Annotated in this window: 20 protein-coding genes and 1 pseudogene; 6 read left to right on the forward strand and 15 right to left on the reverse strand. The window is 35.4% G+C overall.

Annotation, left to right across the window (positions count from 1 at the left end; translation table 11 throughout):
* The first annotated feature begins 12 nt into the window (after positions 1–12).
* Genes opp4B through opp4A form a run of 3 tightly spaced genes read left to right on the forward strand, consistent with a single transcriptional unit; the run spans position 13 to position 3701 of the window.
* Positions 13–981, forward strand: a complete 969-nt coding sequence (gene opp4B, locus SJY24_RS27105; RefSeq protein ID WP_000265450.1) for an oligopeptide ABC transporter permease — start codon at positions 13–15, stop codon at positions 979–981.
* 18 nt (positions 982–999) lie between these two features.
* On the forward strand, positions 1000–1905 hold the full coding sequence (locus SJY24_RS27110; protein ID WP_377866850.1) for an ABC transporter permease: 906 nt from the start codon (positions 1000–1002) through the stop codon (positions 1903–1905).
* Between the two features lie 14 nt (positions 1906–1919).
* On the forward strand, positions 1920–3701 hold the full coding sequence (gene opp4A / locus SJY24_RS27115; protein ID WP_377866851.1) for an oligopeptide ABC transporter substrate-binding protein: 1782 nt from the start codon (positions 1920–1922) through the stop codon (positions 3699–3701).
* A gap of 104 nt (positions 3702–3805) precedes the next feature.
* Here the strand turns inward: opp4A and SJY24_RS27120 are convergent, their stop codons facing one another.
* The 4 genes from SJY24_RS27120 to SJY24_RS27135 all read right to left on the reverse strand — a co-directional run bounded on the left by SJY24_RS27120 (position 3806) and on the right by SJY24_RS27135 (position 7486).
* Positions 3806–3922: a DUF4027 family protein gene (locus SJY24_RS27120; RefSeq protein ID WP_002100326.1), complete on the reverse strand. Its 117-nt coding sequence runs from the start codon at positions 3920–3922 to the stop codon at positions 3806–3808.
* Between the two features lie 220 nt (positions 3923–4142).
* The gene (locus SJY24_RS27125; RefSeq protein WP_000278004.1) at positions 4143–4565 is read right to left on the reverse strand and encodes a universal stress protein; all 423 of its coding nucleotides are present in this window, start codon (positions 4563–4565) and stop codon (positions 4143–4145) included.
* Positions 4566–4630: 65 nt separating this feature from the next.
* Entirely contained in the window at positions 4631–6082 is a 1452-nt protein-coding gene (locus SJY24_RS27130; RefSeq protein WP_377866852.1) for a SulP family inorganic anion transporter, read from the reverse strand.
* Positions 6083–6238: 156 nt separating this feature from the next.
* Positions 6239–7486: a cell wall-binding repeat-containing protein gene (locus tag SJY24_RS27135; RefSeq protein ID WP_377866853.1), complete on the reverse strand. Its 1248-nt coding sequence runs from the start codon at positions 7484–7486 to the stop codon at positions 6239–6241.
* A 171-nt stretch (positions 7487–7657) separates the two neighbouring features.
* Between SJY24_RS27135 and SJY24_RS27140 the strand changes: the two genes are divergently transcribed.
* Positions 7658–8335 carry a response regulator transcription factor gene (locus SJY24_RS27140; protein ID WP_377866854.1) on the forward strand — a complete coding sequence of 226 codons (678 nt, stop codon included), beginning with the start codon at positions 7658–7660 and terminating at the stop codon, positions 8333–8335.
* Positions 8336–8346: 11 nt separating this feature from the next.
* Entirely contained in the window at positions 8347–9732 is a 1386-nt protein-coding gene (locus tag SJY24_RS27145) for a sensor histidine kinase (protein WP_377866855.1), read from the forward strand.
* A 19-nt stretch (positions 9733–9751) separates the two neighbouring features.
* Here SJY24_RS27145 and SJY24_RS27150 read toward each other — a convergent pair whose 3' ends face one another.
* Entirely contained in the window at positions 9752–10273 is a 522-nt protein-coding gene (locus tag SJY24_RS27150) for a dihydrofolate reductase family protein (protein WP_097809912.1), read from the reverse strand.
* 85 nt (positions 10274–10358) lie between these two features.
* Here SJY24_RS27150 and SJY24_RS27155 point away from each other — a divergent pair, with 85 nt between their 5' ends.
* Positions 10359–11327 (forward strand): helix-turn-helix transcriptional regulator, encoded by a 969-nt coding sequence (locus SJY24_RS27155; RefSeq protein ID WP_377867315.1) that lies wholly within the window; start codon positions 10359–10361, stop codon positions 11325–11327.
* Positions 11328–11380: 53 nt separating this feature from the next.
* On the opposite strand, the gene SJY24_RS27160 is transcribed toward SJY24_RS27155, so the two are convergent.
* The 10 genes and pseudogenes from SJY24_RS27160 to SJY24_RS27205 form a co-directional block, all read right to left on the reverse strand.
* Complete coding sequence (locus SJY24_RS27160) at positions 11381–12805, reverse strand: DUF4367 domain-containing protein (protein ID WP_377866856.1); 1425 nt, start codon at positions 12803–12805, stop codon at positions 11381–11383.
* Positions 12771–13328, reverse strand: a complete 558-nt coding sequence (locus SJY24_RS27165; RefSeq protein ID WP_377866857.1) for an RNA polymerase sigma factor — start codon at positions 13326–13328, stop codon at positions 12771–12773. Before SJY24_RS27165 ends, SJY24_RS27160 begins: the two co-directional genes overlap by 35 nt.
* A 179-nt stretch (positions 13329–13507) precedes the next feature.
* On the reverse strand, positions 13508–13942 hold the full coding sequence (locus SJY24_RS27170) for an HIT family protein (RefSeq protein ID WP_377866858.1): 435 nt from the start codon (positions 13940–13942) through the stop codon (positions 13508–13510).
* A 61-nt stretch (positions 13943–14003) separates the two neighbouring features.
* Positions 14004–14381 carry an OsmC family protein gene (locus SJY24_RS27175; RefSeq protein ID WP_377866859.1) on the reverse strand — a complete coding sequence of 126 codons (378 nt, stop codon included), beginning with the start codon at positions 14379–14381 and terminating at the stop codon, positions 14004–14006.
* Positions 14356–15783, reverse strand: coding sequence for an amino acid permease (locus SJY24_RS27180; RefSeq protein WP_377866860.1), 1428 nt, complete (start codon positions 15781–15783; stop codon positions 14356–14358). The genes SJY24_RS27175 and SJY24_RS27180 overlap by 26 nt, the downstream gene beginning before the upstream one ends.
* A 205-nt stretch (positions 15784–15988) precedes the next feature.
* Positions 15989–16633 carry an amino acid ABC transporter permease gene (locus SJY24_RS27185; RefSeq protein ID WP_377866861.1) on the reverse strand — a complete coding sequence of 215 codons (645 nt, stop codon included), beginning with the start codon at positions 16631–16633 and terminating at the stop codon, positions 15989–15991.
* Positions 16634–17290, reverse strand: coding sequence for an amino acid ABC transporter permease (locus SJY24_RS27190; protein WP_377866862.1), 657 nt, complete (start codon positions 17288–17290; stop codon positions 16634–16636).
* 83 nt (positions 17291–17373) lie between these two features.
* Positions 17374–18204, reverse strand: coding sequence for a glutamine ABC transporter substrate-binding protein GlnH (glnH, locus tag SJY24_RS27195; protein ID WP_377866863.1), 831 nt, complete (start codon positions 18202–18204; stop codon positions 17374–17376).
* A gap of 12 nt (positions 18205–18216) precedes the next feature.
* Positions 18217–19138 (reverse strand): annotated as a pseudogene (locus SJY24_RS27200) (amino acid ABC transporter ATP-binding protein).
* Positions 19083–20543: an alanine/glycine:cation symporter family protein gene (locus SJY24_RS27205; RefSeq protein WP_016128678.1), complete on the reverse strand. Its 1461-nt coding sequence runs from the start codon at positions 20541–20543 to the stop codon at positions 19083–19085. The pseudogene SJY24_RS27200 and the gene SJY24_RS27205 overlap by 56 nt, the downstream one beginning before the upstream one ends.
* Positions 20544–20614 lie beyond the last annotated feature (71 nt).

Consider the following 20614-nt stretch of genomic DNA (forward strand, 5'->3'; position numbering starts at 1 on the left):
GAGTGATAAAACATGTGGAAATTTATATTACGCCGGGTTTTAGTTATGATACCGCAATTATTCATATTAAGCGTACTCGTCTTTACACTGGCTAAGGCAATGCCAGGTGATGCATTAAGTGGCGCTGAACTAGCAAATCCAAAAGCCGATCCAAAAGTGATTGAAGAACAACGTGAAAAACTAGGTTTAAACGATCCTATTCCCACTCAATATGTAAGGTGGATTTCAAATGCCGTGCAAGGGGATTTCGGAATTTCTTACGCACATAAAATAAAAGTAACAGATATTATTGGGGAACGTCTTGGCAATACAATACTGTTAGCTCTTTTTATTCTTATTCTTACTTACTTAATTGCTATTCCACTTGGAGTTATAAGTGGACGTTGGAATGATACGTGGGCTGATCGATTTATTACGCTATATAACTTTTTAGGATTCGGTACACCACTGTTTATTTTCGGATTAGTAATGTTATTCTTATTCGGCTTTTTATATCCAATTTTCCCTACGAGTGGTAGCGTTGACCCACAAGTTGCAACCGGATCATTCGATTACTATTTAAGTAAATTAAATCATATGATTTTACCAGCTTTATCTGGGGCATTAATTGGAACTGTAGGAACTGTCCAATATTTACGAAGTGAAATTATCGATACGAAACATAAAGATTTTGTACGCACGGTAAAGGCAAAAGGTGTACCAGAATCTAAAGTATATTCCAGACATATTTTACGAAATTCATTTTTACCAATCGCAGCATTTTTAGGATATGAAATTACAGGTTTAGTTGGGGGCTCTATTATTCTAGAAAATATTTTCGGCTACCCAGGAATTGGACAACTATTTTTCCAATCTATCACTCAACGTGATTTCAGTGTCGTAACTGCTCTTGTATTATTTACTGGATTCGCAACGCTACTCGGGACTCTTCTTTCCGATATTATTCTAAGCATCGTTGATCCACGTATTCGTATTGATTAATGGAGGTGAAGAAACGTTATGTTAGCAAATCCTGAAAAACAAACTGAAGTCATTCATTACGAAAAGAGCCCTTCTGGTTTCTCCATTATGTGGCGAGAATTTCGTAAAGATAAACTAGCAATGTTTTCTCTATTCTTTTTAGCTTTAATATTAATAGCCGTTTACGCAACTTCATTTATTATGAAGCAAGAAGATATCGTCCGAGTCGATCTGTTCGCCATTTATGATCCTCCTTCTGTTGAACATTGGTTAGGAACTGATTATGGAGGTCGCGATATTTTCGGACAATTAATTATTGGTACACGTAACTCCTTTACAGTTGGTTTAGCTATCACTCTTTTATCAACCCTTATCGGTCTTACGATGGGACTAATTGCTGGCTATTTTGGAGGAGTTGTCGATAACATCATTATGCGTTTTATCGACTTTATGATGATTTTACCATTCTTAATGATTGTTATCGTGTTTATCTCACTCGTTCCAACTTTCAATATTACGACATTTATTCTCATAATGACCGCTTTCTTATGGGTCGGAAAAGCAAGGCTGATACGTTCTAAAGTATTGACTGAGAAAGAACTTGATTACGTATCTGCATCAAAAACGTTAGGAACACCAAATTGGAAAATAATCTTCCAGCAAATATTACCTAATTTAAGTTCTATTATCATCGTAAATATTACATTAAATCTTGCTGGTAACATCGGAATTGAATCTAGTTTAACTTACTTAGGCTTCGGTCTACCAGAGAGCACACCAAGTCTTGGTACACTTGTAAGTTACGCAACTAACCCAGATGTATTGCAAGAAAAGTGGTGGATTTGGTTACCCGCATCAATCATGATTTTAGTGTTGATGCTGTGTATAAATTTTATTGGTCAAGCGTTAAAGCGTGCGGCTGATGCGAGACAAAGAAAAGGATAAGGGGTGGAGAAGTTATGAACAAACCAAAATTGTACAAAGTATTAAGTACACTTGCTGCTTCAACATTATTACTATCTGCATGTGGGGGTGCTGATAGCGGTAGTAAAAAAGCAAATACAAAAAAAGTAGAAACAAATAAATTTAGTGCTGCTGTAAAAAATGACGGTAAAGAAATTAAAGACGGATCATTAACTTATGGACTCGTTTCAAATTCACCTTTCTCTGGTGTTTTAAGTAGAGTATTGTATGAAGTTGCTCCAGATTCAGAAATTATGGATTTCTTTGATGAACAATTATTAGCTACAGATAAAAACTGGGAAATTACAAATGAAGGTGCTGCAACTTATACAATTTCTGAAGATAAAAAAACAATTACAATTAAAATTAAAGATAATGTAAAATGGCATGATGGTAACCCTTTAACAGCTGAAGATTTAGAATATTCTTACTTGATTATCGGTAATAGTAAATATACAGGTATTCGTTACGATACACAAATGCAAATGATTGAAGGTATGGAAGAATATCACACTGGAAAAGCTGACAAAATTTCTGGTATTAAAGTAGTCGATCCAAAAACAATTTCCATTACTTATAAAGAAGTAAACCCTTCACTGAAAACGGGTATTTGGACATATCCTACACCTAAAAAATATTTAGGTGATGTACCAATTGAAAAACTAGCTGAATCAGATAAAATCCGTCAAAATCCAATTGGATTCGGTCCATTTAAAGTGAAGAAAATCGTTCCTGGTGAATCAGTTGAGTATGAGCGCTTTGATGATTACTGGGGTGGCAAACCTAAGCTAAAAAATGTAACATTAAAAGTTGTAAATCCATCTATTGTTAGTGCATCTCTGAAAAAAGGTGATATTGATATTGCATCAATTACTGCTGATCAATATCCGAACGTAAGTAAATTAAAAAACACACAACTAATTGGTAAAACTGACCTTGCTTACACTTATATCGGATTTAAGTTCGGACATATGGACAAAGCAAAGAATGAAGCTGTAATGGATAACGATAAGTTCAAAGACGTTCGTTTACGTCAAGCGATGGCATATGCAATTGATAGAGAAAAATTAGGAGAAAAAGTATATCACGGACTTCGTGTTCCAGCTAACTCTCCAATTCCACCATCTATGCCAAAGTACCATAATAACAGTGTTGGCGCATATAACTTAGATGTAGATAAAGCGAAAAAACTATTAGATGAAGCTGGCTATAAAGACAAGAATGGTGATGGATTCCGTGAGGATCCAAAAGGTAATGAATTTAAAATTAACTTCCTAGCTAGTAACGGTAGTGAGACAAGTGAACCACTTGCAAAATTCTATATTCAATCTTGGAAAGATATCGGCTTAAAAGTAGAACTTCTTGATGGACGCTTACACGAATTTAATGCTATGCGTGATATGATTAAAAAAGATGATCCGAAGGTTGATATTTTCTCTGGTGCTTGGAATACTGGCTCTGACCCTGACCTTTCTGGCCTATGGGGCAAAAATGCCGGATTCAACTACCAGCGCTGGGTAAATGATGAAAATACGAAGTTATTAGACGCAGGATTATCAGAAAAAGCTACTGATGAAAAATATCGTAAAGAAATATACGATAAATGGCAAAAATTAATTCATGACGAAGCACCGATGATTCCAATTCATTACACATTTGATTTAACAGGTGTTAATAAGCGCGTAAAAAATTATGATGTCAACACTGAAGTAAATCAAATAACTTCACATTGGAAAGACGTTACTATAACAAGTGAGAAGCCAGAAGTAGAAAAATAATCATAAAAATAGCTCTTAGCATCTACATACATGCTAAGAGCTATTTTTTATTTACAATCCTTTTCTTACTATTTATAACAACCAATTCCTTCCCTACTCTAAGATTAAAAGATTTGATGAAACATCTTCATTAAAACAGCTAACGTAACAGATCCAGCAAATCCCCCTAAACAAATTAAACTTACCCCTTGGCTATAAGACAAATTTTGAAGTGATTTCATATCTTCCATCCTCCCCATATCCTCTTTGATATTCTTATTTTATCAATGGAAATTTTTTCATAACATCGATTTCGCTGACAACTAACTTACAAAATTGTAAGTTAACAAATTCCCTTTAAACTTATATATCTAGTATGTCCACACTCTCCCCCTTTATACGTCAAAAAAGACCTCAAATTATATCAAGGTCTTGCTTACACTACAAAATATCTCATTCAATTTACTTTATAATCATCACCGGGCATTTCACTCGTTTTGCTATTTTATGACTTACACTACCAAGTACCATTTCTTGCAGTGTATTTAGTCCTCTACTCCCAGCAATAACAAGGTCTATATCTCCTGTATTTACATATTGAACAATCGTATCTCCTGGATCGCCATGTAGAATCGTAATTTTGTAGGAAATGTTCTCTTTCTTTAATAAACCTTCAATCTCTTTTAATTTATCTTTTCGACTAGCTGATATTGTTTCTAAATCCGTTTGTCCTTGTATAATATCTGATTTTGCCGTTCTATTATCTACTACGTACACAACTTCAACATGTGTTTCTTCGTTAAATTTCGCAATATATGTTGCATGCTCAGCTGCTCGAAGTGCATGTTCAGAACCGTCACATGCTAATATAATTTGTTTGTACATATGCTGAATCCCCTTTTCGTTATCCTACCCGTATTATATAATAAAGCCCCCTAAAAAGGAGGCTTCTAACTAGCAATTCTCTTATTATAGGTAGCTAAATTTGAAACAATCTTCGAGCTTCGTTCATTTAACCCTGTAATCCTTACTTTCACACCGCTTTGTTCATACTTCATTATAACTTTATCCATTGCCGCTACCGCTGAATCATCCCATACGTGTGCGTGAGTAAAATTCAGCTCAATTTCTTTCGCATCTTCATTATATGAAAAAGCATTTATAAACTCTGCCGTAGATGCGAAGAATAGCTGGCCGTGAATTTCGTATATTTTCTTATTTTCAATATACGAATGTTTCACGTGAATCTTTGCCATATTGAATGCAAATAAAACCGCACTAATTACTGTTCCGATAATTACACCTAATCCTAAATTATGTGTGATTAGGACAATCACAACTGTTACGATCATAACAAATGCGTTTCCTTTTGGTACTTTATGGATCGTTGCTACAGAGTTCCAATCAAACGTCCCAATCGAAACCATAATCATAACAGCAACTAAAGCAGCCATCGGAATATGAACAACGTAATCCCCTAAAACAAATAGTAATACGATTAAAAATCCACCGGCTACAAACGTCGATAATCTCCCGCGACCACCTGATTTAATGTTAATAACAGATTGTCCAATCATTGCACATCCTGCCATTCCTCCGAAGAAACCCGCGACAATGTTTGCAATACCTTGGCCACGAGCTTCTTTATGTTTATTACTTTCCGTATGTGTCATATCGTCTAAAACCGAAGCTGTTAATAATGACTCTAGTAAACCGATAATTGCAAGCATAACTGCGTACGGTAAAATAATCCCTAATGTCTCAAGTGTAAAAGGCACATCTGGAATGCTAAAGAACGGTAATTCTTTCGGTAAACTTCCCATATCCCCAACTGTTTTTAACTGTAATCCGCTCATAAGTGCAATACTTGTCACAATGATAATTGAAATAAGTGTAGACGGTACAGCCGTCGTAATACGTGGAAATATATATATAATTGCAAGACCTAATGCGACAAGTGCATACATTTGCCAAGTTGCATTTTTAAAATGCGGCAATTGCGCTGTAAAAACTAAAATACCAAGTGAATTTAAAAAACCACTCATAACGGATTTAGGAACAAACTTCATAAATGAGCTCAGTTTGAACACTCCAAAAATAATTTGGACAATACCGGTTAATATTGTCGTAGCAAATAAATATTGTAAACCGTGATCCTTCACAAGAGTGACCATTAATAAAGCCATCGCACCCGTTGCAGCTGAAATCATCCCAGTTCTTCCGCCAACAAACGAAATTGTAACCGCAATACAAAAGGCCGCGTACAATCCAACCGTCGGATCTACACCTGCAATAACGGAGAAAGCTATCGCTTCAGGAATTAATGCTAAAGCAACAACAATCCCCGATAGCACGTCCCCTCTCATATTTGAGAGCCATTCATTTTTTATAGTTTGAAACAAAGTAACACTCCTCTACTCTTTTATCATTTGATTTTCTCCATAAGAAAATCAGGGCCGACTGCACGAAGGCTATTATATAACGAGCAAAGGATTTTGTGCTATGTAAAAGTTTCCTAAAGAAAAGACGCTACCTTAGCAGCGTCTTTTCTCATTTCATTAATGTCCACCGTGACCTTGACCACTTTCCTGAACAATTTCTAATCTCTCATCCAATATACCTTGTGTTTCAAATGAAATATCACCCGTACTTCCTAATAAGAAACCGTGGTTATACGGTCCAAGTGTCGGGTCATCTTTAAACTTCGGTTGAATGCTAGCAAGGAAGTCATACACTGGTTGTGAAGCTTTTCCTTCTTCTAACAAAAAAACAGGGGCATGTTTACCCATATGTGAAAACGGTGCTCCCGCAACTGCTAAGTCTGGTGTTTTGCTTGAAACAAATGATAAACCGTGACCTGGTTTTGTGAACCCCCAGCCAAATTTCGTTTTTTCATCTTTAAACTTCGCAAACGCAATCGAATTTTCTGTTGGAGTCTCCCCACTAATACGGGTCACTTTTCCGTATTTACTTAACTCTTTTTCTACTTCTTCCGAAACGATTTTTTCTGGTCCTAACACATACATATTCGCTTTACCTTTTCTCGTCTTTAATGCCTCTATTGTCGCTTCTGGCACTTTATTTTTTTCAGTATATAGAAGGGGTTCTGGCATATGAGAAATCCAATTTACAGCTGGTGTTGTATATAAGCGTCCTTCTTCTTCCGATGAACCGATAATAACGCTATTTGGATAATTCCCTGTTATATCCGCATATTCTTTATCCACATCTTTAGCAAATGTAGCTGGATCCGTTTCTTTTATTTGCTTTACTTTATATTCTTTTAATTGCTCTAGGATAGATGCCCCTACATCCCCCATCACCATAATTTGCGTTCCATCTTTCGTTCCGAGCGGATTTAATCGTTTTATTTCTTTTAACGTCATTTCGGGTACCTTTTCTTTTTCTATAAATAAAATCGGCCCGTTATTCGGATGATGAATAAGATCCGCACTTGCAATACCTAATTGCCACTCGTTCACAGGCACTAAAATAATAGCGCCTGGCTGATTCTCTTTATGCGTTGCTGGCCATATCGTTTGCGAAGTTAATACTGCCATTTGCAGAGGATCATTTGTATTTAATCTCGTTACATTTTTTAAACTTGTCGTTAATAAATCATTCGATGCACCTTGATTCATTTCTTTCGGCGCAGTTACCTCCTGATTCATTTTCATTTCCTTTTGCTCTGTTTTCTTCTCTTCTTTAGATTCATGATTTTTATGATCTGTATTCGTTTGTCCGCATGCCGCAAGACCGACTGCTGCAATTATTGTTATCCCAAAAATTCGGGTCATCTTTTTCACTATATCGCCCCCGTAATTGTTTTCGAACCAATCTTATTACCTAAAATGGAATTTCAACTTTACGATAACAAGCAATTCTGAAGAAATTATGCAGATGCATTATAATCTGCACCATTTCTTCATGATTTTGACTTACAATTTAAGTAATAACTACAAATGCGGAGGTACTCTATGATCGATATACTACTCGTAGACGATGAACCGAGAATGCTTGAATTATTAACACTTTATCTTACTCCAATCGGATATAACTGCGTATGTGCAGTGTCCGGAGAAGAAGCTATTTCACATATAGAAAATCGAAATTTCAAATTTATTTTACTCGATATTATGATGCCAAAGATGGATGGATGGGAAACGTGTAAAAGAATTCGATCATTTAGTAACGTTCCTATCCTTATGGTAACTGCCCGTGATCAAACGGTAGATGTCATCCAAGGGTTAAAACTTGGAGCAGATGATTACGTGACGAAGCCTTTCCATGAAGAAGAGCTTTTCGCAAGAATTGAAGCTGTTTTAAGACGAACGAATCAACGTACGCAAATCCAATATCACGGCATTTTATGGGATGAGGCCAAGCATTTCGTTTCTGTCTATAATGAAGAACTTCTTCTCACTCCAATCGAATTCTCTTTACTCGGATTATTTTTACGTCATGTGAACTACGTATTAAGCCGTGATCAGCTCATTGAACGAATTTGGGGGTTAAATACAAATACAGAAGATAGAACAGTCGATTCACATATTCGTAATTTACGTGATAAATTACGAAAAGTAAATTTCCCCATTGATCACCATTTAAAAACTGTTTACGGAGTAGGATATCGATGGATTGATATTGAAAACTAAGGAGCAAAACGATGAAGCGGATTTCTTTTCAACTCGGATTTTATTTTCTAATTGTTACACTTTTAATCGAAAGTGTTCTATTTGTCTTGCTCTATTATAGCCTTGTAAACAATAGAGTAAATGAAGAAATGACAGCTTTATTAAAGCGCGGAAATAGTCACCGCGATGTCCTTGAAAAGTATTTTGATAGGCAAACAATCTCCCATGTTGCTTTAATGGAATCCGAAGCTGAAACAACTGTTATTATTACAAATGCAAATAAGGAAGTGCTAGCAAAATCCAATGAAATAAATACTACTATAAAAAAACATATTGAAAGCATGCAAACACGAACAGGTCATGATGGAGCAATTATAGAGAATCATTGGAAAACATCTAATTATATATGTACAGTTAGCCCAATTGTAGTGGCAGGAAAAACTGAAGGCTATGTATATATGTTTCTCGGGACGGAATCAATCGAAAAAATGGTTAACGGGCTAACAAGACAATTCATTATCGCCGGAGTCATTACTTTCCTATTAACAGCTATCACCATTTTTCTATTGTCACGTTTATTAACAAAACCATTGTTACACATGAAACAAGCGACTGAAAAAATGAGTAAGGGGGATTTATCAGTTTCATTAACGACTACTCGAAATGATGAAATTGGTGAACTAGCAGAATCCATCCAAACTCTCGCAAATGATTTACATTATATGAAAACTGAAAGAAGTGAATTTCTAGCAAGTGTTGCTCATGAATTAAGAACACCTTTAACGTACGTAAGAGGTTATGCTGACATTGCATTAAAAGAAAGTACACCTCCTGAGCAGCGTTTACGATACTTATCCATTATAAAAGACGAATCTGATTATATTACAAACTTAGTTCAAGATTTATTTTCACTCGCTCAAATGGAAAAGCATAACTTTTTCATTCAAGTACAGGAAGTGAATTTACACACCTTCCTTACTCGCATCACTGAAAAAATAAATGTGATGTACGGAGAAAAACAAATTAAAGTTGTTTTCACATGTCCTTCCTCACTCTTAGTAAAGCTAGATGAGCAACGCTTTGAACAAGTTATGGCTAACATTTTAAATAACGCGTATAGACATTCAAAAGAACATTCTCATATTAATATTTTTGTTACAGAAGAACATAAACATATTTCCATCAAAATTAAGGACAAGGGAGAAGGTATTCCCCCTGAAGACCTCCCTCACATTTTCGATCGCTTTTATCGTGTTGATAAAGCGCGCTCTAGAGCTACAGGAGGCACTGGTTTAGGGCTCTCCATCGTAAAAGAAATTGTAGAACTACACGGCGGAAATATTACTGTAACGAGCGAAGTCGATCACGGGTCTTGTTTTATCATTTCATTACCATCTATAAAGAAACACGACTATTGATGGTAGTCGTGTTTCTTTATCATTTTACTTTATAATATAAATTTACAAATTGCCCAAAACGTTTCGTATCCGTTAAAGTTAAATTAATTTCCGGGTTCTTTTCTTTAAATAGCGGAATACCAGAACCTAATATGTGAGGTGTAATCGTAACAACGTATTCATCAATTAAATTATTCTTAAAGAACTCTCTCAGTAGACTCCCTCCGCCGACCATCCATATTTTAGATCCTTCCTGCGATTTCAACCTTTTTGTAAACTCCACTACATCTTCATTTACAAACTCTACATGTCCGTTTGAACCTTTTTCTGAATTAGAAAACACATAACATTTTTTATCTAGATACGGGAATGTTTCTGTATGCTCTACCACATAATCATACGTTCTCTTCCCCATAATTATCGTATCAATCGTTTCGTACATTTCTGTATAACCGTTGTCTCCCTCTCCTTCGGTTTCCATTAACCACTCTAAATCATCATCTTCTTTCGCAATATATCCATCCAAACTAGCGGCTATAAATAAAACAACTTCACGTGACATCTCTTTTCCTCCTTACAACGTATATTGTTGATAAAATTACCTTATACGCACTATACTAACCTTAAAACATGACAATTCATGTCATATTTTAAAAAAGAAACGAGTGAGATATTTGTCAAAAGCAAAACGTTTACTAGACATTCTTATATTTGCTTCTGCGAAAAGAACATTTACAGCTCAAGAAATAGCTGATGAATTTAATATTTCCGTTCGTACTGTCCATAGATACATTTTAGATTTAAGTGATATGGGATTACCTATTTATGCAGAACAAGGTCGTAACGGAGGATATAAAGTATTAACGAATAAAGTCATTCCCCCTATTTTATTTACCGAAGAAGAAGCAGTCTCCATCTTTTTTGCTTTTCAATCTTTAAGCTACTACCGAGACTTACCTTTTAATACAGAAATCAATTCTGTTACTCATAAACTGTATAGCTCTCTACAAAATGATGCGAAAGTTAAAGTTGATAAAATACGTTCTTATATTGCTTTTTGGAATCCGAAGAGAACAATTGATACACCACTTTTAAACGAAGTATTAACCGCAGCTATTGAAAATAAAAATTTACACTTTCAATATGAATCTAAATCGGGGATAAAAACAAAACATGTTCATCCTATCGGTGTATATGCTCACGACGGTTTATGGTATTTGCCCTCCTATGACTTTAATAGAAAAAAAGTATTACTGTATCGCGTTGATCGTATTCTTTCTATATTAGCAATGGAAGAAAATGAAGATACATTCATGAATTTAGAAGAATGGTTTGCCTCTAACTCTAACATAGTACACATCCCTACCCAGTTACATGTTTTATTAACGACTGAAGGCGTACGCCAATGTAAAAGCGTTCCTTACCTTGAAGAACTCGTGGTAATAAACGAAGACGGGACAGGATATATACATTCAACAATTGATAAAGGTGAAATTAACTTTATTACCCCTTTATTTTATAGACTTGAAAAAGATGCACAAGTGTTAGAACCGCAAGAATTAATAGATGGTTTACGTATACGTGCGAAAGAAATTTTAAGTATGTATGAAAATTAAAAAGCTGCTATATATAAGCAGCTTTTTTTGTCTATTTGTCCCTATTGTGTTTACTATTGACGAATATCGAACCACCAACGATTTTTCTCATTCATATTCTCAGTGCCGCCAAACCCACTGTAATGGAAGGCATCGAGGAAGATTGAATCTAGTTTATCCTCATCTACAAAATAACCTAACTTAACTTTCATCGTTTGTCCTGGTGAGATACTGCCAATATTGTAAAAGCTTTTCCCGTCTCCGTGAGGTTCTAAATAATCAACTTCGCCCGTCATAATATTTTTCTCTGCAATTCCATCTTCTTTAGCGTAGTTCCATGCATTACCTTCAGATTTAAGCAGGTTTATAGATGGATGCATATAGATTTCTTCTGTCGACTTTGTACCAATATTTTCCACTGTCGTTGTCAGGTAGACAAATTTAGGATGAACTAATTTTGACTCTACTAATTTATCAATTGAATCTTTACCATTTCCAACTTTATATTTATCCCGTCTATATGGTATCAATTGTCCCGCTTGATCCAAAGCTTGATTCTCGCTTAGTCTTCCTAATCCCATTTCATTAAAGTTTTCTTGCTTAAAATCTTTGATCGAATCAAAAACTTCAACTTTTTCTATCACATATTCAATTTGGCTCTGATCCATAGATATCGTTACTGGAGCCTTTTGCCCTATATGAAATAGTCGTTTGCTATCTTTTTTCAAAGGAATAACCTTAGTTTTTTTAGGTTCATCTGCTTGGCTAAAATACTTTTTATCATAATCTGCTATATGTGATGCCTTTTCTTTTGATGTGGGCTCAAGTGAAATGTTCCCTAACACATCCATCATTTGTTGTTCGTTTATATCTGATCCAATAAAACTTTCTAACATAATCCCTTCTTTCTCAAAAAAGAGAAAGACCCTCCTATCAAACATTACATTGTTGTTTCCAGTTTCTTTATGAACAATTACTGCTTTCCTGCCATTTATCTCTTTTTCTTCATAGCTTTTTGAATATAAAGTTTGAAAGTCCGCATTTTCCCCCACTCTCCAAAGAGCGAATGAAAATCCACCCATTGCGTAGTTATCTTTAAATGAATATTTCATAGCAGAGTCATCGATTGCTTCCATATTTTCTGGTAATTTACCAACCTTCAACTTATACCACTTATCAATATTTTTCGATTCCTTACTCGTTACTGAAACATTTACTTCGTAATTTTGTTTTTGAACAATTATATTATAGACTTTTACTGCACCAAAAACGGTTGTCGGCATAACAATCAATAAACAGGCCGCAGCGATTAACATACGATGTCTTTTACGCTTTGTCTGTGGTTGCTCGCCTTTCAGCTTCATTTCCTCCATAAACAATTTCTTTTTGTGCGTATATGTATGTGAAAATTCATGTTGTTCTTCGAGTGTATCAAAATCATCTAAAGCAATCTTTTCAGCAAGGTCATACATTTCTTTGGAGTTCTTTGAATTCGTCATTTTGTATACCTCCTATAATACTTTGTACTCGTTTTCGAGCGCGCTCAAATTGCTTGCGGACATTAGCCTCTGTTATCCCCATTACACTTGAAATTTCTTGATACGTTAAGTTATAGAAGACTTTGTACTTAAAAACTTGTCTGTTAGATTCATTTAGCTCTTTTAGCAATGTATCAATCTGAACCTCAGACATTAGACGCTTTTCCCACTCTTCAATATTTTCATCTACTACCTCTGTTGATTCTCGTTGATATTCTTCTAAAAATGTTTCATCTCGTTTATTTTTCCGGTAGCTATCAATCGCTTTGTTTTTCGCAATCCTCAAAATATACCGTTTAAGCTCTTGAGTGTTCAAACTATGAAGCTTTTCCAAATTCTTATAAAGAGTAATAAACGTCTCTTGAACTGCATCTTCAGCCTGCTGAATATTATTTAAAATAGAATAAGCTACATAATAAATTTTTTGTTCATACAACTCGTATAGCTCTTCCATCTTTTCGTAATCTTTGTTTGTAACTTTCATATAATTCCTCCTCTCATTCTATATAACGAATGAGCGATATACTTTGTGACACTGCAGAATTCTTTAATAGATAAAATTAAATAATAGAATAAAGAAAAGCCCAATTTCTCTATTTTAACTGAGAAATTGGGCTTTTCTTTATTAATATTTTCCTAACTGTCCCCCTAAGAAAACTCCTCTTACGCCTTTTCGCTATGTATTATTTTCTCTATTGCTTCTTTTAATAACTTCTTTGTCTCTTCAAAGTTATGATTCTGCTGTTCTCCTGGCTGCACCGCATAAAACTCAGCAAACGAACGCTCTTTATATCTCGGTACAACATGCATGTGATAATGAGTTAATTCGTTAAAGATTCCACCATTTTGACAAATTGTAACGCCGTCTGGTTTATATAATGACTTAATAACCTTTGCAATAAGCTTAGAAGCATCCATAATCGCTTTTGCTACACAATCATCTAATTCTTCCACTTCTACAACATGCTGCCTTGGCACAATTAAAGTGTGTCCTGTATAGAAAGGTGCATGATCTAAAAAACAAGTTACATAATCATTTTCATATACTTTATAGATTTTTTCTTCTTCATTTGCTAATTTACAACCTAAACAACCCATTACACTTTCCCTCTTTCTAAAACATAAAAACGTGAGCGCCCTATTCTCACGTTTTTACATTTCACTTCACTAATTCAATTGTTTCTGTAACTTTTATACTATCTTTTACAGATTGAACAATCGTACAGTTTTTCACCGCAAGTTGCAGCGCCTTGTCTAATTGCTCTTCTGTAATGTTTTGTGCTTCAATTTTATAGTGCAAATGAACACTTTCAACTGGTTTTGATAAAGCTTCACTTCTCCCAATTTCGGTTTCAATTGTAAACGTATCGTATGTAATACGTTTCTTTTCTAAAATTGTTCGGAAGACAATTGCACTACATCCTGCGATAGAAGAAATGAGTAATTGTAACGGTGAATACCCGTTTTCTTTTCCAATCGCTAATTGACCATACGATAAATCTGCTTCTATATCATCGTGTTTGATTGTTAGTTTCATTTGTTTTTTCCATCTCCACTTTCATCGGTTTCTTCCGTTTCTTACTCATATAATAATATATGTAGCAGAAAATGATAAATGGAATACCACAATATAACGCCATTCTTTGTTCTGGAATAAACGCTAAACTAATGACAACGACGCTATTTGTAATTAAAGCTAGAATTGGAACAAGCGGGTATAGTGGTGTTCTATACTTTAAGTCCTCTAATTTTCCTCCGCCTTTTAAATACTGACTTCTAAAGCGAAGTTGCGATAAAGCAATAATGATCCAACTTGAAACAGCAGATAAACCAGCTATAGATAATAGGTACATATATACTGTATCTTCTGCAAGGAAGCTTGTTAATAACGATAACGCCGCAACAGCAATCGTTACGACTAGCGCTGTAATTGGAATACCACGTTTATTTACTTTCTTGAAAGAAGTTGGTGCCATTCCTTCATTTGCAAGTGACCATAGTATACGCGTTGCTGCATATAACCCTGAGTTCGCTACAGATAATAAAGCAGTAATAATAACGAAGTTCATAATATCAGCTGCATATGGAATACCGATTTTATCAAATACAACTACGAATGGACTTTCAATTACCCCTGCTTCTTTCCAAGAAATTAACCCTACTAAAATTGTCATTGTTAAAATGAAGAATAACATAATGCGCCATACTGTATTACGAATTGCGCGTGGAATTGTTTTTTCAGGCTCCTTACTCTCTCCTGCTGCAATCCCGATTAACTCTGTTCCTTGGAAGGAAAAGTTAACTGTAATCATCGTAAGAAGCACTGCAGCTAGTCCATTCGGGAATAGCCCACCATCACTTACAAAGTTAGAGAAAAGAGGAGCTGCTTCTTTTCCGTCGTATGGTAAAAATCCTAGTAATGCACTACCACCAAGTAGAATGAATGCAATAATTGTAACTACTTTAATACTAGAGAACCAAAACTCTAATTCAGCATAACTCTTCGCTGATATTGCATTTGAAGCATATAAAATAACCCCGAATACGAGACACCATACCCAAACATCAACATTCGGAAACCATCTTTTCATCATTAAACCGATTGACGTTAATTCTAGTCCTACTGTTACTGCCCATCCAATCCAGTATAGCCAACCGATCATAAATCCAGTTCCTGGTCCAATAAACTTCGTCGCATACTTTTGGAAAGATCCTGAAACTGGCATTGCTACCGTTAGCTCTCCAAGACAAAGCATTGTTAAATACATAATAAATCCGCCCACTAAATATGAAAGGATGGCTCCCCCTGGTCCAGCCTGATTAATGGTGTAACCTGAACCTAGAAAAAAACCAGTTCCGATTACACCACCTAGTGCGATCATAAATAAATGTCTACTCTTCATCGTACGATGTAATTGCTCATTCGTTGTTTGCTGCATCTTAATCCTCCCCCTACAAGTACCCCTATCTCTTTTTAAAATTTTCTGATAATAAAAATATACACGAAAGCGATTACAATTTCTATATAAAATTAAAACTTTTCTGATAAAACAATATAAAAATTCAATTATTAAGAGCCTTAGATACTAATTTGAGGTAAAAAAGGATTTATAAGGAAAAACTCTTACATTTTTTTTGTAAGAGTTAACGTATTTCTAATCTTTTAGATAAAATTGATAAACCGTAGTTTACAACAAAATACATACAAGCTACTAGTATAAATGTCGGAATCATATAATTTACATTCTGCCCGCTAATAATTTGAGCATTATGCATAAGCTCTGGCAATGATATAACAACCGCTAATGACGTATCTTTTAACAATGAAATAAATTGACTAACAAGCGGAGGAACCATTCTTCTAAGTGCTTGCGGTAAAATAATGTGCCAAAGTGTCTGGACATATGTTAATCCTGATGAACGCGCCGCTTCAATTTGCCCTTTTTCGATAGATAATAATCCACTTCTAACAATTTCAGATATCATCGCTGCTTCAAATATCGTTAAAGCAACAATCGCGGCTGTTATAATTTCTAATTTCAAGCCCGCTTCCGGAAGTGCAAAATACGTGAAAAATATAATTAAAAGAAGCGGTAAATTCCGGATCATTTCAACGATAAAGCCTAGCACTTGTGATACAACAGGTATTTTTGTGTAACGTAATATTCCTATTACACTCCCAATAATAAAGCTAAGTACAATTGCTATGAGCGCTACCTCTAACGTTATGAGTAATCCTTTTAATAAAAAGAGAATATGATCTCCTGTTATTGCTCCCTTAAAATCCATTTACACCGCCTCCTTTGCCAAGCGTTTTTCCAAATAACGCACTAGCATACTTAGCGGAATTGTTAATATTAAATAAAACATCCCGACAAATATATATACATCAAACGTGACGAACGTCTTCGTTGAAATTAAGTCTCCTTGATACATTAAATCCGTCCCAGCAATAATTCCGAGTATAGAAGAGTTTTTTACTAAATTGAGAAATTGATTTCCTAAAGGAGGAATTACAATTTTCATTGCTTGAGGTAAAACGACATAATACATCGCTTGTGTATAAGTTAATCCTGAAGAACGAGCTGCTTCCATTTGGCCTTTCGCGACTGATAAAATACCAGCACGAATTACTTCCGCAATAAAAGCCGCAGTATAAACTGTAAGCGCAACTGTCCCTGCTACAAAACCGTTGAAAGTAATTCCTATTACCGGCAACGCAAAATAAAAAATGAATGCAATTAATACGAGTGGAATATTTCGAACAAACTCTACATAAGCAGAGCCAATCCAATTTAAAATACGAATAGGTGAAATTCGCATCACTGCTATAACAATCCCTAAAATAAAACTTCCTATTAGCGCAACTACACTAGACATCACCGTATATTTAAATCCGTCTAAATACATATCAATATTATTCGTCAAAATAGAAAAGTCAGGCACATATTCTCCCCTCTTTCTTTGTAAGAAGAGGATGAGTATCCCTCATCCTCTCATTCTTACTTTTTATTCCGATCAGTTTCACTTTATTTTTCTTGCTTTTGACCGATCCATTTTTCATACAATTTATCGTATTCTCCATTCGCTTTCATATCTTTTAATAAACTATTAATCTCTTTCGTTAAATCGTCTGCGCCTTTTTGTACTGCAATTCCATACGGTTCATCCGTGAAAATTTTCCCTACAACTTCATAATTAGAATCTTGTTTTGCCATTCCGTAAAGAATCGCATTATCTGTCGTTAAAACATCGCCTTTACCTGCTTTTAACGCTGTAAATGCCTCACTATAATTTTCAAATTCTAATACTGTTGCTTCTGGTGACTTTTGGCGAATGTTATTTGTAGATGTTGATCCTTTTACAGCTAATACTTTAACGCCTTGTTTTATATCATCAATGCTCTTAATATTGCTTCCTTTTTTCACAAGTAACGATTGACCCGCTTTAAAATATACATCTGAAAAATCCACTTCTTTTTTACGCTCTTCCGTAATTGTCATTGTCGCAATAATGGCATCAATATCACCATTTTTCAGCATTGGAATACGTGTTTTAGACGTTACTTCTTTCAGCTCTAGTTTCTTTTCATCACCAAGAATTTTTTTCGCAAGCGCCTTCGCGATATCAATATCAAATCCTTCTACCTGCCCTGTTGAAGGGTTTTTCAATCCAAATAAATTCGTATCATTCTTCACCCCAACTACTAACTTCCCGCGCTTCTTAATTTGCTCAACAGCTCCGCCTTGCTTCGTATTCGTTTCTTTCGCCTCATCTTTTTTACTTCCGCACCCAGCAACAATAAGCACGAATAAACATGAGAATACGATTAGGGTAAACAACTTTTTCATCTTAAGCATGAAATTCCTCCTTTAATGATTTAATACCCGGCTTAAAAATAGACGTGCTCTTTCTTGTTCAGGATTTGCAAAAAATTGTGCTGGTGTTGTATCTTCGATAATTTGACCGTCATCCATAAATAAAATCCTATCTGCTACCTCACGTGCAAATCCCATCTCATGTGTGACGACGACCATCGTCATTCCTTCTTTAGCCAGCGCTTTCATAACATCAAGCACTTCTCCGATCATCTCTGGATCAAGAGCGGACGTAGGCTCATCAAATAGCATAATTTCAGGCTGCATCGTGAGCCCTCTAGCAATAGCTACCCTTTGCTGTTGACCTCCGGATAATTGATGGGGATATACACCTGCCTTCTCCGGGATTCCTACTTTCTCTAAATAAAACATCGCTGTTTTCTCTGCTTCTTCTTTTGAAACTTTATTTACTTTAATTGGTGCTAGTGTAATATTTTGAAGAACTGTTTTATGCGGGTATAAATAAAAGTGTTGAAAGACCATCCCAATATTTCGGCGTAATTCATTCATATCTGTTTTTTTATCGTGTACGTCTGTATTTTGTACAATTAATTCTCCATCGGTAATCGCCTCCAACTGATTTATACACCGAAGCAATGTACTTTTTCCTGATCCTGAAGGACCAACAACTACTACCACTTCACCTTTTTTCACTTGCACATTAATATTTTTCAAAACTTGGAAGTTACCATAATATTTATTTACATTACGAAACTCTATCAACATACTCCCCCCTTCCCTTAAACAAAGCATGTACATTCTTTTTATATTCAAAAATAGGCAAAAAAATAACTTTCAGCTTCATTTTGTCCATAAAAAAGAGCAAAGGGATTTCCCTTTGCTCCTTCATTTCTATTCTCTTAAGATACTTCTTCTTTCTTGTCTTTCCCGTATTCATGCTCCCAGAAATCAGCATTTTTAATTCCTAATTTCTGCGGATCGAATACTGGATCTTTTCCTTCTTTTTTCTGCTTTTCATAATCCTTTAATGCAATCAATGCCGGCTTTTGTAATAATAGAATCGCAATAATGTTAACCCATGCCATAATTCCTACACCAATATCTCCTAAAGCCCACGCTGTTTCTGCTGTTTTTACACTACCGTAGAATACAACTCCTAAGAATACAAACTTTAGTACGATAGACATCCAAGGGCGGTCTTTATCACGATTTAAGTAAGCGATATTCGTTTCTGCAATGTAGTAATAAGCCATAATTGTTGTAAATGCGAAGAATAGTAGAGAGATTGCCACGAAACCGTTTCCAAATCCAGGGAAAACAGATTCTACCGCAGCCTGTGTATAACCAGGACCTGGTTGTGCACCATTTAATTTATTGACGATAAAGTTTTTTCCGCTTGCATCAAATACGTTATACATGCCTGTAATAATCATCATAAATGCTGTTGCTGAACAAACAAATAATGTATCAATGTAAACGGAAAATGCTTGTACTAACCCTTGTTTAGCTGGATGCGATACTTCAGCTGCTGCTGCTGCATGGGCCCCAGTTCCTTGCCCTGCTTCGTTTGAATAAATACCACGTTTTACACCCCAAGAAATTGCTAAACCGATAATCCCGCCAAAAGCCGCTTCTAATGCAAATGCACTTTTTAAAATTAACATGAAAGCGTCTGGTAATTTTTCAATATTCATAGCTACAATTACACAAGCTACTAAAATATAGCCAAGCGCCATAAATGGCACTACAACTTGCGCTACGTTAACAATTCGCTTAACTCCACCAAATATAATAAGTGCTAATGCCGCTACTAATACCGCTCCTGATACGGAAGTATTAATACCAAAAGCTGTTTCTAGACTTACAGCAATACTATTCGCCTGAACACCCGGTAACAGCATCCCCGTCGCAAGTATTGTCGCTGCAACGAATACTAAAGCATACCATTTAACACCTAGTCCTTTTTCAATGTAATAAGCAGGACCACCGCGAAATTGCCCTTGATGCTTCGTCTTATATATTTGTGCTAATGTAGATTCTACATAAGCTGATCCTGCTCCTAAAAAGGCTACTGCCCACATCCAAAATACAGCTCCTGGTCCACCGAATGCAACCGCTGTGGCTACCCCAGCTATATTCCCTGTTCCAACGCGTCCTGATAAAGAAAGTGCTAACGCCTGGAATGAAGAAACACCAGCATCAGACTTTTCTCCCTTAAATGTAAGCTTCACCATTTCTCCTACATGTCTTACTTGTAAAAACCTCGTTCGAATGGAAAAATATAAGCCTACTCCTAAACATAAATAGACAAGTGCTGGACTCCAAACAATATTATTGATCCAACTTACGATAGCTTCCAACTTTCCCCCTCCTCCTTTATAAAGAATATTCAGAATATATATAAAATTATAAGTGTATACCGAATCTATAA

Source organism: Bacillus sp. R86525 (assembly GCF_042466195.1).
GTDB classification, from domain to species: Bacteria; Bacillota; Bacilli; order Bacillales; family Bacillaceae_G; genus Bacillus_A; species Bacillus_A nitratireducens.

Bases quoted from the DNA above. Each gene is read 5' to 3' on its own strand.
- SJY24_RS27125 (WP_000278004.1), bottom strand. From the start codon at position 4,565: ATGTACAAACAAATTATATTAGCATGTGACGGTTCTGAACATGCACTT.
- SJY24_RS27165 (WP_377866857.1), bottom strand. From the start codon at position 13,328: ATGAAAGTTACAAACAAAGATTACGAAAAGATGGAAGAGCTATACGAG.
- SJY24_RS27170 (WP_377866858.1), bottom strand. From the start codon at position 13,942: ATGGGTTGTTTAGGTTGTAAATTAGCAAATGAAGAAGAAAAAATCTAT.
- SJY24_RS27120 (WP_002100326.1), bottom strand. From the start codon at position 3,922: ATGAAATCACTTCAAAATTTGTCTTATAGCCAAGGGGTAAGTTTAATT.
- SJY24_RS27140 (WP_377866854.1), top strand. From the start codon at position 7,658: ATGATCGATATACTACTCGTAGACGATGAACCGAGAATGCTTGAATTA.
- SJY24_RS27180 (WP_377866860.1), bottom strand. From the start codon at position 15,783: ATGCAGCAAACAACGAATGAGCAATTACATCGTACGATGAAGAGTAGA.
- SJY24_RS27175 (WP_377866859.1), bottom strand. From the start codon at position 14,381: ATGAAACTAACAATCAAACACGATGATATAGAAGCAGATTTATCGTAT.
- SJY24_RS27145 (WP_377866855.1), top strand. From the start codon at position 8,347: ATGAAGCGGATTTCTTTTCAACTCGGATTTTATTTTCTAATTGTTACA.
- SJY24_RS27160 (WP_377866856.1), bottom strand. From the start codon at position 12,805: ATGACGAATTCAAAGAACTCCAAAGAAATGTATGACCTTGCTGAAAAG.
- opp4B (WP_000265450.1), top strand. From the start codon at position 13: ATGTGGAAATTTATATTACGCCGGGTTTTAGTTATGATACCGCAATTA.
- SJY24_RS27150 (WP_097809912.1), bottom strand. From the start codon at position 10,273: ATGTCACGTGAAGTTGTTTTATTTATAGCCGCTAGTTTGGATGGATAT.
- SJY24_RS27110 (WP_377866850.1), top strand. From the start codon at position 1,000: ATGTTAGCAAATCCTGAAAAACAAACTGAAGTCATTCATTACGAAAAG.
- opp4A (WP_377866851.1), top strand. From the start codon at position 1,920: ATGAACAAACCAAAATTGTACAAAGTATTAAGTACACTTGCTGCTTCA.
- SJY24_RS27185 (WP_377866861.1), bottom strand. From the start codon at position 16,633: ATGGATTTTAAGGGAGCAATAACAGGAGATCATATTCTCTTTTTATTA.
- glnH (WP_377866863.1), bottom strand. From the start codon at position 18,204: ATGCTTAAGATGAAAAAGTTGTTTACCCTAATCGTATTCTCATGTTTA.